The following is an 18,544-nucleotide window of genomic DNA, read 5'->3' on the forward strand; positions in this document are numbered from 1 at the left end:
TTTTACGTGCTTAAGCATAGACGATAGAAAAGACAAAAATTCGCTTATTGAGGCTTTTATCTTTGACGCGAGTGTAACGCGCTACCCCTAAGGAGTGATTGATTTAGATCACTTTATGAAAGAATGTGAAAGAAAACTACACAGCGAAGGCCGTATAAGCGAGTCGTTGAATTATAAAGTGAAAATTATTTTCACATTGTGAGTTTTATGACTATCGATTGGAGGAAAAAGAGCACTTCAATTTCCATTATTGAGAGAATTGTTGAGATAGATCTGGTTTTTATAAAAATGTTAATTTATCACTTCGGTAGATAATATGTTTATTAAAATGATTTATGCGTATTATGGAGCGAATTACTCTATAAAATGAATGTTTACTCATATAAAGTGGCTATATATCCCTAAAATGAAGGTTAATAATTTGTTGCATGTTGGTCTGGGGAGTGCTAGTTTGTAGCGAAATGTGGGTGGAACCCAGCAATTAGCCGGCGGAAAAGCCGTTTATCGAGTCGGCAATTATAATAAAGACAGGGAGTATTAGCGCATGAATGATGTACCAGCGCTGGACATAAAGGAACTGCACAAAACATTCGGGCAAAATGAAGTCCTTAAAGGTATCTCGCTTGAGGCACACAAAGGGGACGTTATCTCCATTATCGGTTCATCAGGTTCAGGTAAAAGTACCTTCCTAAGATGTATCAACCTTCTTGAAACGCCTACTGAAGGTGAAATTTGGGTTAACGGTGAGTTGATCCAAATGAAAAACAATCGCCAAGGTGAGGCTGTTCCTGCCAATGAAAAACAAGTACAGCGTATCCGCTCCAGACTTGCCATGGTATTCCAAGGTTTTAATCTCTGGTCACATATGACGGTGCTTGAAAATGTCATAGAAGCACCCGTGCATGTGCTGGGCGTACCAAAAGCTCAGGCTTTGGAAAACGCTGAACTTCTGCTCAAGAAAGTAGGTCTTTACGAGCGTAAAGATTACTACCCAGGCCATTTATCTGGCGGCCAGCAACAACGTGCAGCGATTGCGCGTGCATTGGCTGTCGATCCTGAAGTCATGTTATTCGATGAACCTACCTCAGCACTTGATCCAGAATTAGTCGGTGAGGTGTTAGGTGTAATGCGAGATCTGGCTGAAGAAGGTCGAACCATGCTGGTTGTAACGCACGAAATGGCGTTTGCACGTGATGTTTCTAACCACGTCATGTTCTTGCACCAAGGTCTAGTGGAAGAGCAGGGAGACCCTGCTAAGCTCTTCACTAACCCAGACTCAGAACGTCTACAGCAGTTCATCTCATCAATTTACTAAGCTTGCTCTTATAGCAGGCGAAAGACAGACACAATACAAGATAAAAATCACAATCACAGGAGTATGGAAATGAAAAAGTGGTTAGTAGTTGCAGCTTTGGCTGCTACAGCAGCAACAGGTGTCGCTCAAGCGAAAGATTGGAAGACAGTTCGTTTTGGTATTGAAGGTGCATATCCTCCATTTAGCTGGACGGAGGCTGATGGTTCTCTTAAAGGCTTCGACGTAGACATGGCAAATGCTCTATGTAAGGAAATGCAGGTTAAATGTAAGATTGTTGCACAAGACTGGGATGGCATTATTCCTTCTCTGTTAGCGCGTAAATACGACGCTATCATCGCAGCAATGTCTATCACTGAAGAGCGTAAGAAGAAAGTTGATTTCACGGGCAAATACGCTCTGATCCCTAACAAATTCATCGCGAAAAAAGGCGCCGGTCTAGATTTTGACAACCTAGATGGTCAAAAAATCGCGGTTCAACGTGCAACAACTCATGATAAGTACCTAACTGATAACTACGGTGACAAAGTTGAGATCGTACGTTACGGTTCTTTCGACGAAGCATACCTTGACCTAGCAAACGGTCGTGTTGCCGCTGTTCTTGGCGATGCATCTGCACTTGAAGAAGGCGTACTAAATAAAGCTGGTGGTGAAGCTTACGAATTTGTTGGCCCGTCACTAACGGATCCAAAATGGTTCGGTGAAGGTTTTGGTATCGCAGTACGTAAGCAAGATAAAGATCTTACTAAGAAGCTAGACGCTGCAATCCTATCTCTACGTGAGAAAGGTGTTTACCAAGAGATTGCTGCTAAGTACTTCAACTACGACGTTTACGGTCAGTAATCATCGGAAAGCGACCGCTGGTTCTAGTTCCTAGAAGTAGCCAGCGGTCGAATTATATCTATGGCTTGTTGATTGCTCCTGAGTCAGTAAGCAAGCTTTGAGTCTAGGGATCAGGAACTCACCTATGCTGGATTTACAAGGATACGAAGCCTCTATATTTAAAGGGGCCATAGTGACCATAGAAGTAGCGCTACTTTCGCTGCTACTTGCGATGGTTTTAGGCATGCTGGGCGCATTGGCCAAAATGGCGCCATACCGCTGGGCACGCGCAATTGCAACGCTTTACACCACAGTGATTCGTGGTATTCCCGATTTAGTTTTAATGATGCTGATTTTCTTCGGCGGACAAATTCTTCTCAACAACAGCTTGTATGCCATTAATGAATCGTTAAATGAGTGGTTTGCTTCAAGCGACCCAAATCATGAGTGGACGTCTTATCTACCAGATTACATTGATGTGAGCCCATTCGTTGCTGGTGTTTTAACCATTGGCTTCATTTTCGGTGCGTACATGGCGGAAACGTTCCGTGGTGCGATTATGGCAGTAGATAAGGGCGAGCTAGAAGCAGCGAAAGCTTATGGCATGAGCTCAGTACTGGCATTCCGACGCATTTTATTACCGCAGATGATTCGTCATGCACTGCCGGGTTTTGGTAACAACTGGTTGGTGCTGCTTAAGACAACCGCACTGGTTTCCATTATCGGTCTGGAAGATATGGTGCGTATGAGTTCGCTTGCCGCAGGCTCAACGAAAATGCCATTCACTTTCTACATGGCTGTTGCGATCATTTTCCTTTTCTTCACCAGTGTCTCAACGGGCTTACTCAAACTTGTCGAACGCAAATTCAGTATTCATGCGAGGTAAGAAATGGACTTTTCACTGATTATCGAAAGTTTGCCAATTTATCTTGATGGGTTATGGACGACGGCATGGCTGGTGGGCTTAGCTCTGATTATTGGCCTTTGCGTCGCGATTCCTCTTGGTGTGGCGCGTAATAGCACAAATTACTTAATTAATGGACCGAGCTGGGCATTTATCTACTTTTTCCGTGGTACACCGTTGCTAGTTCAGCTCTACCTGATTTACTACGGTATGGATCAGTTCTTCCCAGTTAAAGATACTTTGTGGGAGAACGCATGGTTCTGTGCGCTTGTGGCGTTTGTGCTTAACACATCAGCGTATACAGCAGAAATCATTCGAGGAGCGATAAACGGCTTACCGAAAGGTGAGGTCGAAGCCGCTAAAGCGTATGGTATGGGAACATTTATGACTTATCGCCGTATCATTTTGCCGAGTGCATTACGCCGTGCATTACCAGCTTACAGTAATGAAGTCATTTTCATGCTTCACGGTAGTGCCGTTGCAGGTATTGTCACGATTGTTGACCTGACGGGTGCAGCACGCTTGGTAAACTCTCGCTACTATGCGCCGTTCGAATCTTTCCTCACTGCAGGCCTGTTCTACATGGCACTGACGTTTATGATTCTCTGGTGCTTTAAGTTAGCTGAGAAGCGATTCCTAGCGTACTTGAGGCCGCTGAGCTAATCGTAGTTCAAAACCTAAAAAGGCTTCCGATTGGAAGCCTTTTTTGCATCTGGAACTCATCAACTGAGGATAATCAACACTGTTCCCGCGAGTGTCATCAGAATATTCGCGATAGCGTAAGTGCCCGCATAACCCAGTGCCGGAATAGTCGATTTAGCATAATCGTTAACGATATCCATCGCTGGTGCACAGGTTCGAGCACCGATAATGGCACCAAACAGCAGTGCTCGGTTCATTTTCAAAATATAAGCACCCACAAGGTAAGCAAGTGCGACAGGAACCACACTCACAAGGAATGATAGACCGATGACCTGTGGGCCAACCTGCGCTAAGTGCTCAAACATCTTACCGCCAGCACTTAGGCCAATACCGACCATAAAGAACATCAAGCCGAGATCTTTGACCATATTCAGCGCGCCCTGAGGGACATAGCCGAACGTAGGGTGGTTAGCTCGTAAGAAGCCTAGCGTGATACCAGAGAGTAGAAGGCCAACCGCGTTACCTAAGCCAAATGAAACTTGACCAAAGGTCATGGTGATAAGGCCAAACATGATACCAAGGATGAAGAAGCTGCAGAAAGCCAACAGATCTGCCATCTGGCTGTGAATCGAGATGAAGCCGATTTTTTCTGCTAAGCCGTGAACGCGGCTCTTCTCGCCACTCACTTGCAGCACATCACCTTTAGCTAGGACGATGTCTAAATCCATCGGCATTTCTATCTGCGCGCGCACTACCCGGTTAAGAAAACACCCATATTCGGACAGGTTCAGATCTGACAGGCGTTTGCCTGCTATGGAGTCACTTTTTACGACAATCTCTTCTTCGACAATCCGCAAATCCAGCAGATTACGGTCGAAGACCTCTTTGCCGTTCCTAAAACTAGGGTCTAGTCGCGCATGGCTATCGGGGAAGCCAACCAGTGCAATCTCATCACCTTCTTGGAGAATGGCATCACCGTCTGGATGGGCGAGAATGCCGTTTCGACGAATACGCTCAATATAACAGCCAGTTTGTCGGTAAATACCGAGCTCTCGTAGGTTCTTACCATCAATCCAGTCGATCAATTCCTGACCGACACGGTAAGCTCGGATGATCGGCAAATAAACCTTTCGTTGCCCAGTACTGCCTAAACCACGCTCTTGAGCAATTTGCTGAGCAGAGTCGGATAGATTTTGCTTTTGAAGTTTTGGCAGTAGCTTGGCAAATGTGATCATACTGATCAAGCCAATCAGATACGCCATAGCATAACCAACGGAGAGGTTCTCAATAACCTGAGAAAAATCCATACCACGCGGAGTGGTGGCTAAGCCGGAGTTGAGTGCATCTTGTGCACCTACTAATACAGGGGTTGCTGTTAGGGCTCCCGCCATCATCCCTGCGGACAAACCAAAGTCTAACCCCATGCTGTGGCTAGCGAAATAAGTGATACATACAGCGGTCGCAAGCACCACCATGCTTAGGATGAAGTAGTGTTTACCATCTCTGAAGAAAATACCGAAGAAGTTTGGCCCTGCCTCGATACCAACACAGTATATGAAGAGCATAAACCCAATGGTTAAAGCATCGGCATTAAACGTAAAGCCTAGGTGACCCATGATGAGAGAGGTAAGTAAAACGCCTATTGAGTTGCCAAGCTGCAGATTTCCAAAGCGAATTTTTCCGATAGCTAAGCCAATAGCGAGAACTACAAAAATGAGGAGGATGGGGTTTTGCTCAAGCAAATTTACAACGTCGATGTTCACGGGGCAGCTCTTATGTCAGTGCCAGAGGATAAGTTAAGTGTGCGAATTGTATCTGAATATTGCAAAATGATAAGTGAAAAATCTTATAATTTACTATTAGCTGACTTGGGCTACGAATTCACAATATTGATTTAATTTAAAGTAAAAAAAAGCCGCTTATTACAGCGGCTTTCTTTCAATTCGGAACTATTACTCGTCGAAAAGACCTAGGTGCTCTTTCGCGTAAGCTTCGAAGTCATCGCAGCCACCGATGTGCTCTTGATCTACGAAGATTTGAGGAACAGTTTCAACTGGCTTACCTACAGTTTTTTCAAGGTCAGCTTTTGAGATACCTTCTGCGTGGATATCAACGTAACGGTAGTTGAAGTCGTCACGCTTTGCTTTTAGTGTTTCTGCGTGCTCTTTTGCGCGTACACAGTATGGGCAAGCTGGGCGACCAAAGATAACTACGAACATATTGTCTTTCTCCTTTATTTTGTTACGTGCAACTATGCCCGAATCAAAGTCGGAAATAAAGTCGCAATTACCTCTTGGTTTGATAGGTAAAATCTATTGATTGATTTTTGCCTGTAATCTATACAATTTTACCAAATAAGCGACATAATTAACTCGTGGAGTTGCTCGCGAAAGTCTTATTATTTATGAGGTTAATCGTCACAAATTGCACTGTGTCAATTTAATTTCTCTCGCTTCAGGGCACTCTATTGAAAGTCATTAGCAAGGAGTGTTCGGCTATGTTTCAGTTCATGACCTCCACCCGTATTGTCTTTGGTGAAGGTGCCTTACAGTCATCTCTTTCTATTCTTAATCAATACGGTTACAGCGTGTTGCTTGTCTCGGGCCAAAGTCTAGATAGAGTCGAGATGGTTGTCGACTACATCAAGTCGCAGGGGATGCGCTATCAGCACGTTTCTGTTTCTGGTGAACCTAACATCGTAATGATTGAAGAAACTGCTTTAGTGGGGCGGAAATTCAAACCAGATATGGTTGTTGCCATGGGAGGCGGAAGTGTTTTAGACATGGGGAAAGCCTTAGCGGCGATCATTCCCAACCAGGGCGACGTTTATGACTATGTGGAAGTCGTCGGGCGTAATGTGCCGTTAAAGGCTAAACCGATCCCTTTTATCGCTATCCCAACGACAGCAAGTACGGGCTCTGAGGTAACCCGTAACGCTGTCCTGCGCTCAGGGCAGGACAAAGTTAAAGTGAGTTTACGTAGTCCGGAGATGCTGGCGGATGTGGCCATCGTTGACCCGACATTGACCTATGGGACCGACTCTTACAAATCGGGCCGTGGAGCAATGGAGACTTTTACTCGTTTAATGGAAGCCTATGTTTGTGGTGACCCAAACCCACTAACCGATATGATATGTGAAGAAGGACTTCGCAGGCTGAGTACTTCGATTCTGTCCGGGTGCCTTGAAGATAAAGCGCAAGCTCGCTCTGACCTCTCTTTTGTTGCTATGCTGGGGGGGATGGCTAGCACTAATGCCAAACTTGGCGCAGCGCATGGGTTGGCCTCGGCTTTGGGTGGCAAGCTGGAAGCGCCCCATAGCGTGATTGCGGCGAGGCTTGCACCCCATGTGATGATGGAAAATATAAAAGCAGCACAGGATGCAGAAAGGCAAGACGTTTTAGCTCGTTACAAGAAGATGGCGATTTTGCTGACGGGTAGAGTGAATGCTAAACGGGAAGATGGGGTACTATGGGCCAACATGATGCTTGATAAACTCTCCTTACCTACGTTGAGTCAGTTTGGCGTGTGTAGTACGTCTTTTGATATTGTTGCGGAAGATGCACTTAAGTCTGTGGCAATCAAAGGAAACCCCTTGCCACTTACCAAGCAGAGATTAACTTATATTCTTCAACAGGTATGCAATTGTAATGATGATTGTCTTGTGGAAGAGTCGAGTGAGCAGTCAAGCGCTCAGGTCGTGAAGAGTGGCTTGGCTGACGTAGAAGTTCGATTACAGAACTCTTAAACATTGAAATAAAAAGGAGCGCTAATGCGCTCCTTTTTAAAACTGGGACAGCTTATCGTACCGAGAGTCTTTCAACGCATCTTTGACGCGTTTGAGGTTTTCTCTAAAGCCAGAGCCTCGGCGAAGGGTAAAGCCGGTTGCCAAGACGTCAATCACGGTCATTTGTACAACACGACTCGCCATCGGCATGTAAACGTCTGTGTCTTCAGGCACGTCAAGTGAAATCGACAATGAGCTCGCTTTGTCCAAAGGTGAATCTTTTGCTGTGATAGCGATGACTGTTGCACCATTTTCGCGTGCTAAGTTGGCAATCTCGACTTGGCTTTTAGTACGGCCAGTGTGAGAAATCAGTACAATCACGTCATTATCTGTACAGTTGATACAGCTCATGCGTTGCATGACGATATCTTCAAAACAGGTAATCGGGATATTAAAGCGAATAAACTTGTTCTGCGCATCACGTGCAACGGCAGAAGAAGCGCCAAGGCCAAAAAACGAAATGCGTTTCGCTTGAGTCAGCAGGTCAACGGCACGGTTGATTTGCATTGAATCGAGGCTATTCTTGGCTACATCGAGACAAGCCATTGTTGATTCGAAAATCTTATGTGTGTAGGCGTCTGGGCCATCATCTTCCTCAACGTTGCGGTTCACATAAGGTGTACCATTTGCGAGGCTCTGTGCCAGATGAAGTTTAAAGTCGGGGAAACCTTTGGTATCCAAACGGCGGCAAAAACGGTTAACAGTTGGCTCACTCACATCAGCCATTTTGGCCAGTGTAGCAATACTAGAGTGAATCGCAGTCTGAGGAGATGCCATAATGACTTCGGCAACCTTACGTTCAGACTTGCTGAAATTCTCTAGGTTTTTCTGAATTTTTTCTAATGTATTCATAGTGTTCACGAGGGTATAGAGAACAACTCACTGGATATACCTGTTGGTAAAAGAGGTCACAAGTCGTCACCTAAAGGCAATAACTATCCAGCGCCATGCGTCCAGTATAAACCTAAGCAAAAGGTTTACAGTAATTTTTATACGGTTCAATTAGTGAGAATATGACAAGCCTCAAACTAAATTTTGCCAAAACTACATAAATGCGTGTTATATGCAAAGGTTTTCGCGGTTTGAGGCTGTCGATGTTCGGCAAGTTACAGCTTTTTCGAAAGAAATTTTCAGTTTTCTTTGATTTTTTGAGCGGCGGATTGGATCCTCGCCATCAATTTTGGTGCTTGTTTTGCAATCTCTCGCTGCTCTTCGAGAACCATGCTCAGGATGTCTCGTCCAGTAAGAGGATTAGCTAGTACAACTCGGAATACAATGGTATTCATTCTGTCCCACTGCTCGGGGTTGAGGCGAGTTCGAGAAACAAAAGACTTACCTGTTTCGCGTTGTCGTTTCTGAATGAACTTTGTCAGCTCATTGAGCAACTCATTTATTTCCGACTTCTGCTTAGGACCGGCTTTTTCAAGAGCACTGCGGATCTCAGCTGGAATGTATCGATAGGTCAGTAGACACAGTTCCGGCTCTGAGACGAGTTCGAAATCGTTCTGCTGTTTGATCAACTCGGCGAAGTACTTGGCTTTTTCAATACTTTGATCGATCAGTAGCTCGTAACCAGGGCGACTGATGATATGCATCGCGGCATAAACCAGCATGGCCATACCAGAACGAGAGCCTTCTAACGTGTGACTGCCTAGGTCTTTCGAGCCTTTACGCAAGATATATTGTGCGTGGTGCTCGATAGATTTCATGGCTTCAGGATCTTTAAACAACACCATGCCCGCACCCATCGGGATGTAGAGCTGTTTGTGAGCATCAATGGTTATCGAGTCTGCTAACTCTACGCCGTCCAAGAGGTGACGATAGTTGTTAGACATCAGGGTCGCACCGCCCCATGCTGCATCAATATGGAAATGGCAACTTTCACGCTGACAAATAGCCGCGATATCGGCGATTGGGTCAATCGAGCCAGTCTCTGTTGTACCGGCAACACCAATCACTGCAAAGGGCTTAATGTTTTGCTGTTTTAGCTGAGTTATTTTTTCCTGCAGCGCTTGAGGACAAATACGGTTATTAGTATCTGTTTTAATGGCAACCAAACCTTCTTGCCCTATGCCAAGAACGTCTGCCGCTTTTTTCAATGAATAGTGCCCGCGCTCAGAAACTAATACAGCAAGACCTTCATAGCCATAATATTTCATGGCTTTGAATAGTCCTTCCTTTTCTACACCTTTGAAATCACCTGTCGCTTTTAAGGCGTTGTTTCTCGCAACCCAAAGTGCCGTAATGTTGGCGATAGTTCCACCAGAACAAAAAGCACCCAGAGAATGATTAGCACTGTGCATCCATTTAGCGTAAAACTCATCGTTCTGGTTGTATACCAGTCGGTGAAGCATACCAAGTACTTGGCGCTCTAAAGGTGTAAAAGCTTTGGATGTTTCGATTTTGACCAAGTTTTGATTGAGCGCGATCATGATCTTAGACAGTGGCATCAAAAAGTAGGGCAGTGCCGAAGTCATGTGGCCGATAAAGCTCGGTGCAGAAGTATGAACTGAATGTGATACTAAGGTATCAAGCAAATGTTGAGTATGCTCGGAAACGAACTCGGGTTGCTCAGGAAGTGACGCATTGGAGAAGTCTTTTTCGATTTCTCTAAGTGGTTTTTCTTCCGCGACGATATGTTCGCGCAAAAACTGGTTCAGGTTTTGCGATAACTTTTCTTCGATTTTTGTCAGTGTTGAGTCTGGCCCTTCAGGGACGGTAAAGATTCGGAGTAAACTCTCGAAACTCGCGTCAGCCGTTTTATGTTCCGATACCATACAGCTACATTGCTCTTATCTTTTTTGTTGCAGCGGGACAATCTAAACGAAAACGGGCGCAAAGTCCCGTCTTAATTGTTTGATCTTAGATACTGTGATTTGAACGTTGCCGCTGAAGAAAAGGTCCAGCGGCAATATCCATTATGTATCACATGAAATGGTTTCTAGGTCTTTAATCGCTTCATTGTAGCGCTTTAACGCATCATCAATTTTTGTTGGATGGCTCAACAAATCTGCGAAAGCCGAGCGAAGATCGTAGTTCTTCTCATGCGGCTTTGATTGACGATCACTGAAGGTGACCTGCGCCAGTCGACCTAGCTCGTCGCTACGCGAAGACAAGGTTTTAATGTCCTTCTGCTCAAGCTGAAGCCAAGCTTCAACGGGCTGACTGGTAGCAATCTTAGATGGGTCGTTTTCAAGGTAGTAGTGAACAGCAGCGCGGTTCAACTCAAAATGGTTTTTTCGACCTTCCAGAAACCACTCACTGACTTCTTTTAAGTCAGGGTATTGTTCAGAAGTTAGCTTTGCGAGATCTTCGTACCAGTGTAGAGAAGCATCAACATAGGCGTCGTATTTCTTGGACAAACATGCATTGTCAGCTGCGGCAACCATAGTAGAGGTTGCGCCCAGCAGCAAAGCAATAAGTAGACGTGTCATAATGATTCCTTTTGAAGAATAGTTATTATAAACCCACTAAATTAGCAAGCGCTAAATTATAACGTGTGGTTGAGCCCTAATATAGTGAATCTGAACATAAAATCATGCGATCTAGCCTGCAAGAGAGACAAAGAAAAGCATCAATACGGGCACTAATAGGCTTAATATAAATCCACTCACTATCGCAATTGGTACACAACGTACCCCACCAGTGGTTTGTATAACGGGTAACGTAAAGTCCATCGCCGTTGCACCAGCATAGCCAATCACTGTACAGGGCTTAGTGCGTATAGCGAGGGGAATCAATACTAAGGCAACCAGTTCTCGGAGGAGTTCAATCATAAATGAGGCTCCACCGTAGACAGGGCCAAAAGCATCACCCATCAGAATGCCAGCTAAAGAATACCAGCCAAATCCAGATGCCATTGCCAAGCCACGGTAAAGATCGATGTCTAAAATCATGGCTGCAATCGCACCGCCTATCATCGACGTGGCAATGATCACTAGGGCGATGATCATGCCATGCTTGTTTAGCAGTATTTGGCGAAGAGTCAGGCCACTGTTGCGCAACTGAATGCCAATGAAAAAGAGTAGGACAAACAAAATCCACTCGCTGGCAGTATCGACCCAACTCAAATCGATAGGAAGCATCAAGCCTGCGACTAACCCACCACCAACAACAACGATCAGCTTGGCCGATTCCATAGCCATACCGGATAAAGGGAGTTTGGTTTGCTTGGCATCTGTTTCAATTGGGAGAAGTTTGTCGATAAAGGGGAGTGCAGCTAAGTTACTCAAACTCAGGCAAACGAAGAAGACTGCGACATATTGCAGGATCAGTTGTAGATTTTGGCCCAGATTATCGAGCGCTGCGAGGCTCAGCCCCATTAATGCCAAAATGACATAGATAAGGTTGGAGGTCGTGGCGTTGATTTTATCGAGAATTGATGGTTTGGAAATCGATATCAGATACCCCACAACGAGTGGGGCAAAGATGAATATCATCCCTGAAAACATGTGGCTTCCTGTGTACTGGTACGTTTAGCGCTAGAGTCCGCTAGCGCTAATTAACTCATTGATTTGTGTATTGAACTCAATATCACTTAAATTACTGAGTTTGTACAGTATATCTGCACCAGTCAGGTCAAATTCAACGGTGTGTTCATCGATCTTGTCATCTTGACGACGAAACATCAGGATATGATTGGCGATACGGGCGATATCCAAGTAACTGACATCCACACTTTGCCTTTGCGTGGTTTGATTGGTAGCGACTTCGAGGAAATCACTATCAAAGCCCCAATGTTCTAGCACAAGTCGACTTGCATTGGAGCACTGGTTATTAAATATCTGGAACGCGATGTCTTCTGCGAGGTAATTACCTTGCTCCAAGTACATATGGTATTCGTTCACGATGCAAAATAAGCCAATATCAGCTAATAAACCTGTCAACAAAGCCTTATCTGTTTCCAGATTGCTATATCTTGGGTCGTTTGACTCTTTGAAGCCTTTCACCACCATCACCATGGTAGCTGCCAATTCTCTAGAGTTATGAGCACTGTTAATCAGAACTTCATTGCAGCTACGGCTTAAATTCACGGAGTGCTTAAGCTGTTCGATAGCTTGTGCGGTCACAATATCACGCACTCGTAAAATGCCGAGACGTGATACCGCCGTGACCAAGTCGGTACACGTAATATTGCGGCGGTTGAAGATGACCGAATTAGCGACTCGGATAACAATGGCTGCAAGGCCTGGGTCTTCGAGCAAGCTATCCGCAACGTCCAATACTGTAGTTGCGTCTTGGGTACATAATTTTTGTATTTTTAAAACAACATCTGATATCGGTGGCAGGGTAATCTTGCCCGAGTTGATGGCGTGTTCAACTAATGTTGAAAATTCAGACTCGATGCCTTTAACCAGAAGTTCATTGTTTTCAGGAAGCCAATAAAAAGATAGGTGGTTCATGCTTGATCAGCTAAAGATTCTACTAGTTACAGTTTAACTTCCCAGACCATTATTATGCAAATTATTGATAAGTTAATTGAGAGTTTTTGTCCGATGTATTTTTTGCAGTGAAGTATGGAAACGACACTAGTGTGATGTCAGTCCCGAATTTATATGAATTTAGTTTTATTGGTGTGAGCTGTGCACAGACTTATTTTGTAACGTTAACTATCATTTATAGTACTTGCAGTCGGTATGCTAATAAAAACATAAACCATAGCTTCGCTGGCTGATTTACATTTTTCGCTTAAAGCTGCTGCTATCTGGTGATCATAAATAATCGGGGTTTTCTAGATTAGAAGGATCAATGGATATGACAGAGCAACAATTTATTAATTACGTTAACAAGTTTGGTAGTTTCCAAAAACGTTCAATGTTTGGTGGAACGGGTTTATTCAAACAAGACGCAATGTTTGCCCTAATGAGTGCTGACAAAGTGTTTATTCGAGGTGGTGACTATTTAGATGACAAATTGACGGATTTGGGCTGTATCAAGTACCGTCATGTTAAAAAACAAACGACTGCGACGGTGAATTATTACGATATTACTCATCTATTTAATAATAAAAATGAGCTTTTAGATGAGATTGTTGAGAATTCGATTAAGTTTTCGGTGTCTCAGCGTCACTATAAGAAGTCGTCAGCGAGTCGTCGTTTAAGAGATCTGCCGAACATGCAGCTCACACTAGAGCGCATGGTGAAAAAAGCGGGTGTTGTTGATGTTGACACCTTCTTGGAGCTCGGTGCACCTGAAGTGTTCTCTAAAGTGAAAGCGACATACGGCAATGATGTCGATGTTAAGCTACTTTGGAAATTTGCTGGTGCTATTGACGGTGTGCATTGGAAGCTTATCCAAGAGCCGCGCAAACGTCAGCTTCTAGCGAGTTGTGCGTAATACAATTGCTGAATAACAAACATCAAAAAGCCGAGGTCAATGACCTCGGCTTTTTAGTATTTGTTTATCTCATTCTGAAATGTGTTATCAGAACTTGAATCGCGTTGTGAACATTAGCTGGTCACCGTAGAAATCATTGATGCGCGCTTCAGCACCAATTGAGAAAAGCTCTGTTGAGTGGAAACGTACGTACGCTGAACCAATCCAGTCATCGTTATCTTCGATGGAGACGTAGCCTGCTTTGCCGCCTACTTCTAGTTGCGGACCTAGCCATTGACGAACCCCTAGGTTCAATTCCATACCCGTGTCAGTGCCTTTACCTTCTTTGCCACCAAAATCGACAAGGCGGAATAGCATTTCACCAGTAAAATCAGCCCAGTTGTTGATTGGTGCGTGGAAGCCAAAGCCTGCTGCCGCGTCATAATCACCTTCAAATTCTGAATCAACACGGCCAATCACATGAGCGTTTGGGTGGATAGATTTACTTGCAGCCGCGCCGAACGTTACAGGACTTGCGCCAATGCGAGCTTCCAGGTAATCGTAGCTGAAGTTACTCATTACGGTTGGGCTGTTTGGGTCGGTCTCTGCAAAAGCTTGACCAGATGCTAGCACAAGGGCTGCAGCTAAGATTGTTTTACGCATACGAAAGAAAAACCTATTCTTGTTAATTTCCTTGGTTTGGTGCGACGGAGCGCTGCCATATCGAGACATCATAATGCATTGTTGTAGTCCTACACTACAAAAATGTCATTGTTTTGTCGTTATTTACATGTTGAAGCAATCAATATGCCAAAATACGCACAATTTGGTGATCTATTCTCCAAAATTAATTCGGTTTTTTGCGACAGCATCTAATATCTGTTCTGTATCGAGAATGGCAGCCCAGGGCATCAAGTCAGCATTGTTCTCTATCATATATTGGGTAAGTTGTTTTTTGATGACATCGCGTAAGTTGTCCCCTCGCCAAGGTTTGGCAATGTAAAAATGCAGGCTGGAGTGATTCACAGCTTCTACTGTGTCTTCCAATCCGGCTTGGCCAGTTAGCAATACTTTGCGTGCCGTTTGAGTGGATCCGTTGTCATTAAGTTCAATGAGAAAGCTAATGCCAGTTTGTTCGGGCATTATGTGGTCGCAAAGAATGAGCGCTAGCTTCCCTCCCTCCTGCTCAGTTTCTTCTATGATAGATTTCGCTTCCGCGACAGATTCTGCGGCTTCAAGGTCGAAGTGTTCTTCAAAGCAGTCCAGATCCTGAATCACACTGTCTAGCACTTCGCGCTCATCATCGACACATAAGATTAGGTATTTAGTCATGTTGAGTCCTCAAATTGTGTCGTGTGTCTGCAAGGGGAGCCACACTGACATTTTGGTGAATCGATTAGGTTCAGACTGAACTTCAATCCGCCCCCCATGTTGATGAACAATTTGCTGGCAAACTGATAGGCCAATGCCTAATCCAAAGTTGCCTTCCTTTTTAGTGGTAAAGTTGAGGGCAAAAATTTGACGCTGTAGCTTTTTGGAAATACCACAACCATTGTCTTCAATTGAAATAACGGCCCATTGTTGGTCGTTATAGCTGCGAGTCTCAGATTGAATCAAAAGTGTCCCTCTTTCAGGAAGAGCGTCAATGGCGTTGGATATGAGGTTAGTCCAGACTTGCTGCAAAGCCATTGGCATACACTGTATCAGTGGTAAATCACCGTACACTTTTTCTACGCTGTGCATTTTGAGTTTATTTTCAAAGATGACCAGAGTATCTTCAATACCTTCATGAATGTCAGATAATCGAAACGTCTCATCGTCTGGCCGCGCGTAACCTTTAAGGCTCTTTACCATATCAGCAATACGTTGAGCACAAACATTGATGGATCGTAAAGTTGATCCTGTAATGTGATAACTCTCAAGAAGGTCGAGCTCATGCGCTACATCAGCTTTGTTGCTTTGAGTACGCTTCAACCATTCTTGATTGTCTTCTAACCCGAGTTTGACCAGCTTTTTAGCGATTCGACGTTCACCCACCTGAGATTCTATATTTTTGGCTAGTTGCCGTTCATCAGAAGTTGACCTCGGTTTGGAATCGAGAGATTTACCCAGAATATCCGCTCCTAGAGTTTTGAGTCTGGACTGACCATTATCATCACTGACTAATTTATGAATGTTAGCCGTTAGCGTTTCCGTACTGCGAAGAATTGCCGCAACAGGATTGTTTAGCTCATGGGCAACGCCCGCGACCAATTGGCCTAGCATTGCCATCTTTTCACGCTCAATGAGTTGTTGATGGGCAGACTCTAGGGATTCAAGCGTCTTTTGCAGTTCGAGCTTAGTATTGATACTGCGCTGCAGGCGACGATTGAAATGACGCAGAAGTAGGTTAGTAAACAAAGGAAGCAGGGTGGTGTTGGAATGCATGACTTTAGCGAAAATGTCTCGGTCGAGTTTTATCACTTCAGTTTGTTTTAAAGTCAACGCCGTCGAGAATGAGGGCTCACCCGTGACAAACGACATCCCTCCGACAATATTACCTTTGTTGTGTCTTACCACCTCGCGCTGTATTCCTAGTTCGTCTTTTTTATATAGCGCAACTTCTCCTTTGGTAATGAACCAGAGAAATTGATTTTCTTCTCCTTCAATGGTGAGCAGATGTTCAGATGAATAGGTTCGGCAAGCGCGAGTGTCGTCCTGATCTGAGAAGAACTCGTGCAAAGCTGAGATAACTTGCTCAGCGAGCTCTTGATCGGAGAGCGTGTGATGATCAGTGATAAAACCCTCGCGATAGCTGCGCATTTTGAGTTCGATGTGCGCTCTGAGAAGACGCTGTTGATCGAGTATTTGACTATATGCGAGAAGGTTTTCTTGGTCGTGCTTTAGAATGAAAGTCGTGAGTTCTTTTTTGACCGTTTTGTATACCAAGTTGTCCTGCAACGGTTTAGTCAGACAATGATCCAGTCTACCTTCATTGACGGCAGACAGTATCGCTTGTATGTCTTGTCCGCAGCTGATCAAAATCTTACGTGCGCTTTGTGTATAGTGGCTTTTGTCTAACTGAATCAGAAATTCAGCGCCATTAAAGTTTTCATGATGGCTAGCCAGTACCAGCGCGACAGGTTGCTGGTTTTCCTGACAGTAAGCTAGCGAAGCGTGCGCGTCTTCGATTGTATCAGCCGTATGTATGTCGAACCTTGCCGCGAATTGACCCAGTTCTCGTCGCAGTTGCTCTACACTAATAGGATTGTTGTCTAAGCACAGTAAGGCATACTGATTCACTGTTGTCGCCTGTCTCTAATGAACTCCCTGATCTGAAATTACTCTAACAAGGATTACTCAGAGTGACTGAGACACAGGTTTTAGATTCGTCTTCGATTTGCGAAGAAAGCCAATACTCTGATTTAACTCAATGTTTTTTGGTGTAAACTGCAAGAAATACCTAAGTGAAGATAAATACATGCATCAGTTGAAAAAATACGGCGCTATTGGTGGCGCAATCGCTTTGGCTTTATGTTGGCCTCTGGCGGTAGGACAAATTGGACAAAATGTTATCCATGATGGGATCACGCATCTAAGCAATGATTCAGTGAAAGCTGAAGTCGTTTCCTACAACCGCGGCTACCTCTCTTCTGAAGTACAAACTCGTTACACGGTTGCGGATCCAGAGCTTGCCAGCCAACTGGAAATTGATGGGTTGCCGACGGAATTCGTCGTGAATAGCCATGTCACTCACGGTTTGTTTAGTTTGAAAGCAGAGTCCACGTTGGAAAATGCCGAGCAGTTTCCTTTAACGATGACAACGGTGACTCAACTTAACGGCAATACGGACTACTCGTTGGAGCTGGGTAACTGGCATCAAACAACCGAAGGTGACGGCGGCGCTATGGTATCAGTGACACCTTCGTCTCTGAAAGGCCATGTTACGGTGTTGGGAGAAGTCAGCTACGACCTTAACATTCCTTCCGTAGAAGTCGATTTCGATACAGGTGAAAAGATGCTGCTGTCGAACATCACAGGCTCGGGCCTTGGCAGAAAGCAAAACAGTTTTTGGCTGGGCGACCAGAAAATCAACATTGCGGAAATGTCGGTTCTCGATTCCACTCAGGCCCCTTTGTTCTCTCTGAAAAGTGGTCAGTATCAGTTTGCTTCTTCACTTGATGATGCCTCTCAACGTGTAAATAGCAAACATGTTGTGAGCGTTGATAAATTACTCATGTCTGAAGACGAGGTGGACAACTTGGTGCTGGATTTAGAATTCGGCGATTTAGACAGCAGCTCATTTGAGCATTTGGTTAGTATGTATCAGAATAATCCGGTACTGACGGCTGACGATATCCAAGATGCGATTCCTTACGTGGAAACCCTATTTTCTAAAGGTTTCTACCTATCTATGAATAAGATGGCTCTGACCTTAGGTGACAATGGCGAGTTCGAAAGTACATGGAAAATTACCGTTCCAGAAGGAACCACCAATGTCACTCAAAACCCTGCCAACATTCTTCCTTCTTTAACGGGGAACTTAGACACGTTTTTCTCCAATGGATTGGTTGAACAGTATCCTTTCATTAAACAGGGTGTCGATGAAGCGATGGTAATGGAGTTTGTCAGTCAGAACGATAAGGGCTACCAGATTCAGGCTGAGCTAAAAGATGGCAATCTTGTATTCGAAAACGGGCAGCAAATACCTTTGATGGCGATACTATTACCAGCAATGATGCAGCCATAAGTTAGGATTTTTATAACTTACATGAAAAAGAGGTCT

17 protein-coding genes are annotated in these 18,544 nt (G+C 44.5%); 7 read left to right on the forward strand and 10 right to left on the reverse strand.

Going from position 1 to position 18,544, the window contains the following annotated elements:
• The first annotated feature begins 544 nt into the window (after positions 1–544).
• The 4 genes from IX95_RS17195 to IX95_RS17210 all read left to right on the forward strand — a co-directional run bounded on the left by IX95_RS17195 (position 545) and on the right by IX95_RS17210 (position 3,701).
• The gene (locus IX95_RS17195; protein WP_006959044.1) at positions 545–1,315 is read left to right on the forward strand and encodes an ABC transporter ATP-binding protein; all 771 of its coding nucleotides are present in this window, start codon (positions 545–547) and stop codon (positions 1,313–1,315) included.
• A 69-nt stretch (positions 1,316–1,384) separates the two neighbouring features.
• The gene (locus IX95_RS17200) at positions 1,385–2,155 is read left to right on the forward strand and encodes an ABC transporter substrate-binding protein (RefSeq protein WP_006959043.1); all 771 of its coding nucleotides are present in this window, start codon (positions 1,385–1,387) and stop codon (positions 2,153–2,155) included.
• Between the two features lie 124 nt (positions 2,156–2,279).
• Positions 2,280–3,020, forward strand: a complete 741-nt coding sequence (locus IX95_RS17205; RefSeq protein ID WP_038162295.1) for an ABC transporter permease — start codon at positions 2,280–2,282, stop codon at positions 3,018–3,020.
• A gap of 3 nt (positions 3,021–3,023) precedes the next feature.
• The gene (locus IX95_RS17210; RefSeq protein WP_019276061.1) at positions 3,024–3,701 is read left to right on the forward strand and encodes an ABC transporter permease; all 678 of its coding nucleotides are present in this window, start codon (positions 3,024–3,026) and stop codon (positions 3,699–3,701) included.
• Between the two features lie 59 nt (positions 3,702–3,760).
• Here IX95_RS17210 and IX95_RS17215 read toward each other — a convergent pair whose 3' ends face one another.
• Together IX95_RS17215 and IX95_RS17220 are read right to left on the reverse strand one after the other, a co-directional pair.
• Positions 3,761–5,443 carry an aspartate:alanine antiporter gene (locus tag IX95_RS17215; RefSeq protein WP_019276062.1) on the reverse strand — a complete coding sequence of 561 codons (1,683 nt, stop codon included), beginning with the start codon at positions 5,441–5,443 and terminating at the stop codon, positions 3,761–3,763.
• Positions 5,444–5,632: 189 nt separating this feature from the next.
• Positions 5,633–5,899, reverse strand: a complete 267-nt coding sequence (locus IX95_RS17220; protein ID WP_006959039.1) for a GrxA family glutaredoxin — start codon at positions 5,897–5,899, stop codon at positions 5,633–5,635.
• A 278-nt stretch (positions 5,900–6,177) separates the two neighbouring features.
• Between IX95_RS17220 and IX95_RS17225 the strand changes: the two genes are divergently transcribed.
• Positions 6,178–7,425: an iron-containing alcohol dehydrogenase gene (locus tag IX95_RS17225; protein ID WP_019276063.1), complete on the forward strand. Its 1,248-nt coding sequence runs from the start codon at positions 6,178–6,180 to the stop codon at positions 7,423–7,425.
• A 36-nt stretch (positions 7,426–7,461) separates the two neighbouring features.
• Here IX95_RS17225 and IX95_RS17230 read toward each other — a convergent pair whose 3' ends face one another.
• The 5 genes from IX95_RS17230 to IX95_RS17250 all read right to left on the reverse strand — a co-directional run bounded on the left by IX95_RS17230 (position 7,462) and on the right by IX95_RS17250 (position 12,866).
• The gene (locus IX95_RS17230; RefSeq protein WP_019276064.1) at positions 7,462–8,316 is read right to left on the reverse strand and encodes a MurR/RpiR family transcriptional regulator; all 855 of its coding nucleotides are present in this window, start codon (positions 8,314–8,316) and stop codon (positions 7,462–7,464) included.
• A gap of 278 nt (positions 8,317–8,594) precedes the next feature.
• A complete protein-coding gene (gene panP / locus IX95_RS17235) occupies positions 8,595–10,241 on the reverse strand; it encodes a pyridoxal-dependent aspartate 1-decarboxylase PanP (RefSeq protein ID WP_038162298.1) in 1,647 nt (548 codons plus the stop codon).
• A 141-nt stretch (positions 10,242–10,382) separates the two neighbouring features.
• Positions 10,383–10,898 (reverse strand): hypothetical protein, encoded by a 516-nt coding sequence (locus IX95_RS17240; protein WP_006959035.1) that lies wholly within the window; start codon positions 10,896–10,898, stop codon positions 10,383–10,385.
• 111 nt (positions 10,899–11,009) lie between these two features.
• Positions 11,010–11,915 (reverse strand): lysine exporter LysO family protein, encoded by a 906-nt coding sequence (locus tag IX95_RS17245; RefSeq protein WP_038162300.1) that lies wholly within the window; start codon positions 11,913–11,915, stop codon positions 11,010–11,012.
• 30 nt (positions 11,916–11,945) lie between these two features.
• Positions 11,946–12,866, reverse strand: coding sequence for an HDOD domain-containing protein (locus IX95_RS17250; RefSeq protein WP_006959033.1), 921 nt, complete (start codon positions 12,864–12,866; stop codon positions 11,946–11,948).
• Positions 12,867–13,212: 346 nt separating this feature from the next.
• Between IX95_RS17250 and IX95_RS17255 the strand changes: the two genes are divergently transcribed.
• On the forward strand, positions 13,213–13,800 hold the full coding sequence (locus IX95_RS17255) for a TfoX/Sxy family DNA transformation protein (RefSeq protein ID WP_029236136.1): 588 nt from the start codon (positions 13,213–13,215) through the stop codon (positions 13,798–13,800).
• A gap of 87 nt (positions 13,801–13,887) precedes the next feature.
• Here the strand turns inward: IX95_RS17255 and IX95_RS17260 are convergent, their stop codons facing one another.
• From IX95_RS17260 to IX95_RS17270, 3 genes are all read right to left on the reverse strand, one after another.
• On the reverse strand, positions 13,888–14,442 hold the full coding sequence (locus IX95_RS17260; protein WP_006959030.1) for a hypothetical protein: 555 nt from the start codon (positions 14,440–14,442) through the stop codon (positions 13,888–13,890).
• Positions 14,443–14,613: 171 nt separating this feature from the next.
• Positions 14,614–15,111, reverse strand: coding sequence for a response regulator (locus IX95_RS17265; protein WP_038162303.1), 498 nt, complete (start codon positions 15,109–15,111; stop codon positions 14,614–14,616).
• 9 nt (positions 15,112–15,120) lie between these two features.
• The gene (locus tag IX95_RS17270; RefSeq protein WP_038162306.1) at positions 15,121–17,061 is read right to left on the reverse strand and encodes an ATP-binding protein; all 1,941 of its coding nucleotides are present in this window, start codon (positions 17,059–17,061) and stop codon (positions 15,121–15,123) included.
• A gap of 178 nt (positions 17,062–17,239) precedes the next feature.
• Between IX95_RS17270 and IX95_RS17275 the strand changes: the two genes are divergently transcribed.
• A complete protein-coding gene (locus IX95_RS17275) occupies positions 17,240–18,508 on the forward strand; it encodes a DUF945 family protein (protein WP_038162751.1) in 1,269 nt (422 codons plus the stop codon).
• The last annotated feature ends 36 nt before the right edge of the window (positions 18,509–18,544 follow it).

Source organism: Vibrio sp. B183 (genome assembly GCF_000740665.1).
GTDB lineage: Bacteria > Pseudomonadota > Gammaproteobacteria > Enterobacterales > Vibrionaceae > Vibrio > Vibrio coralliilyticus.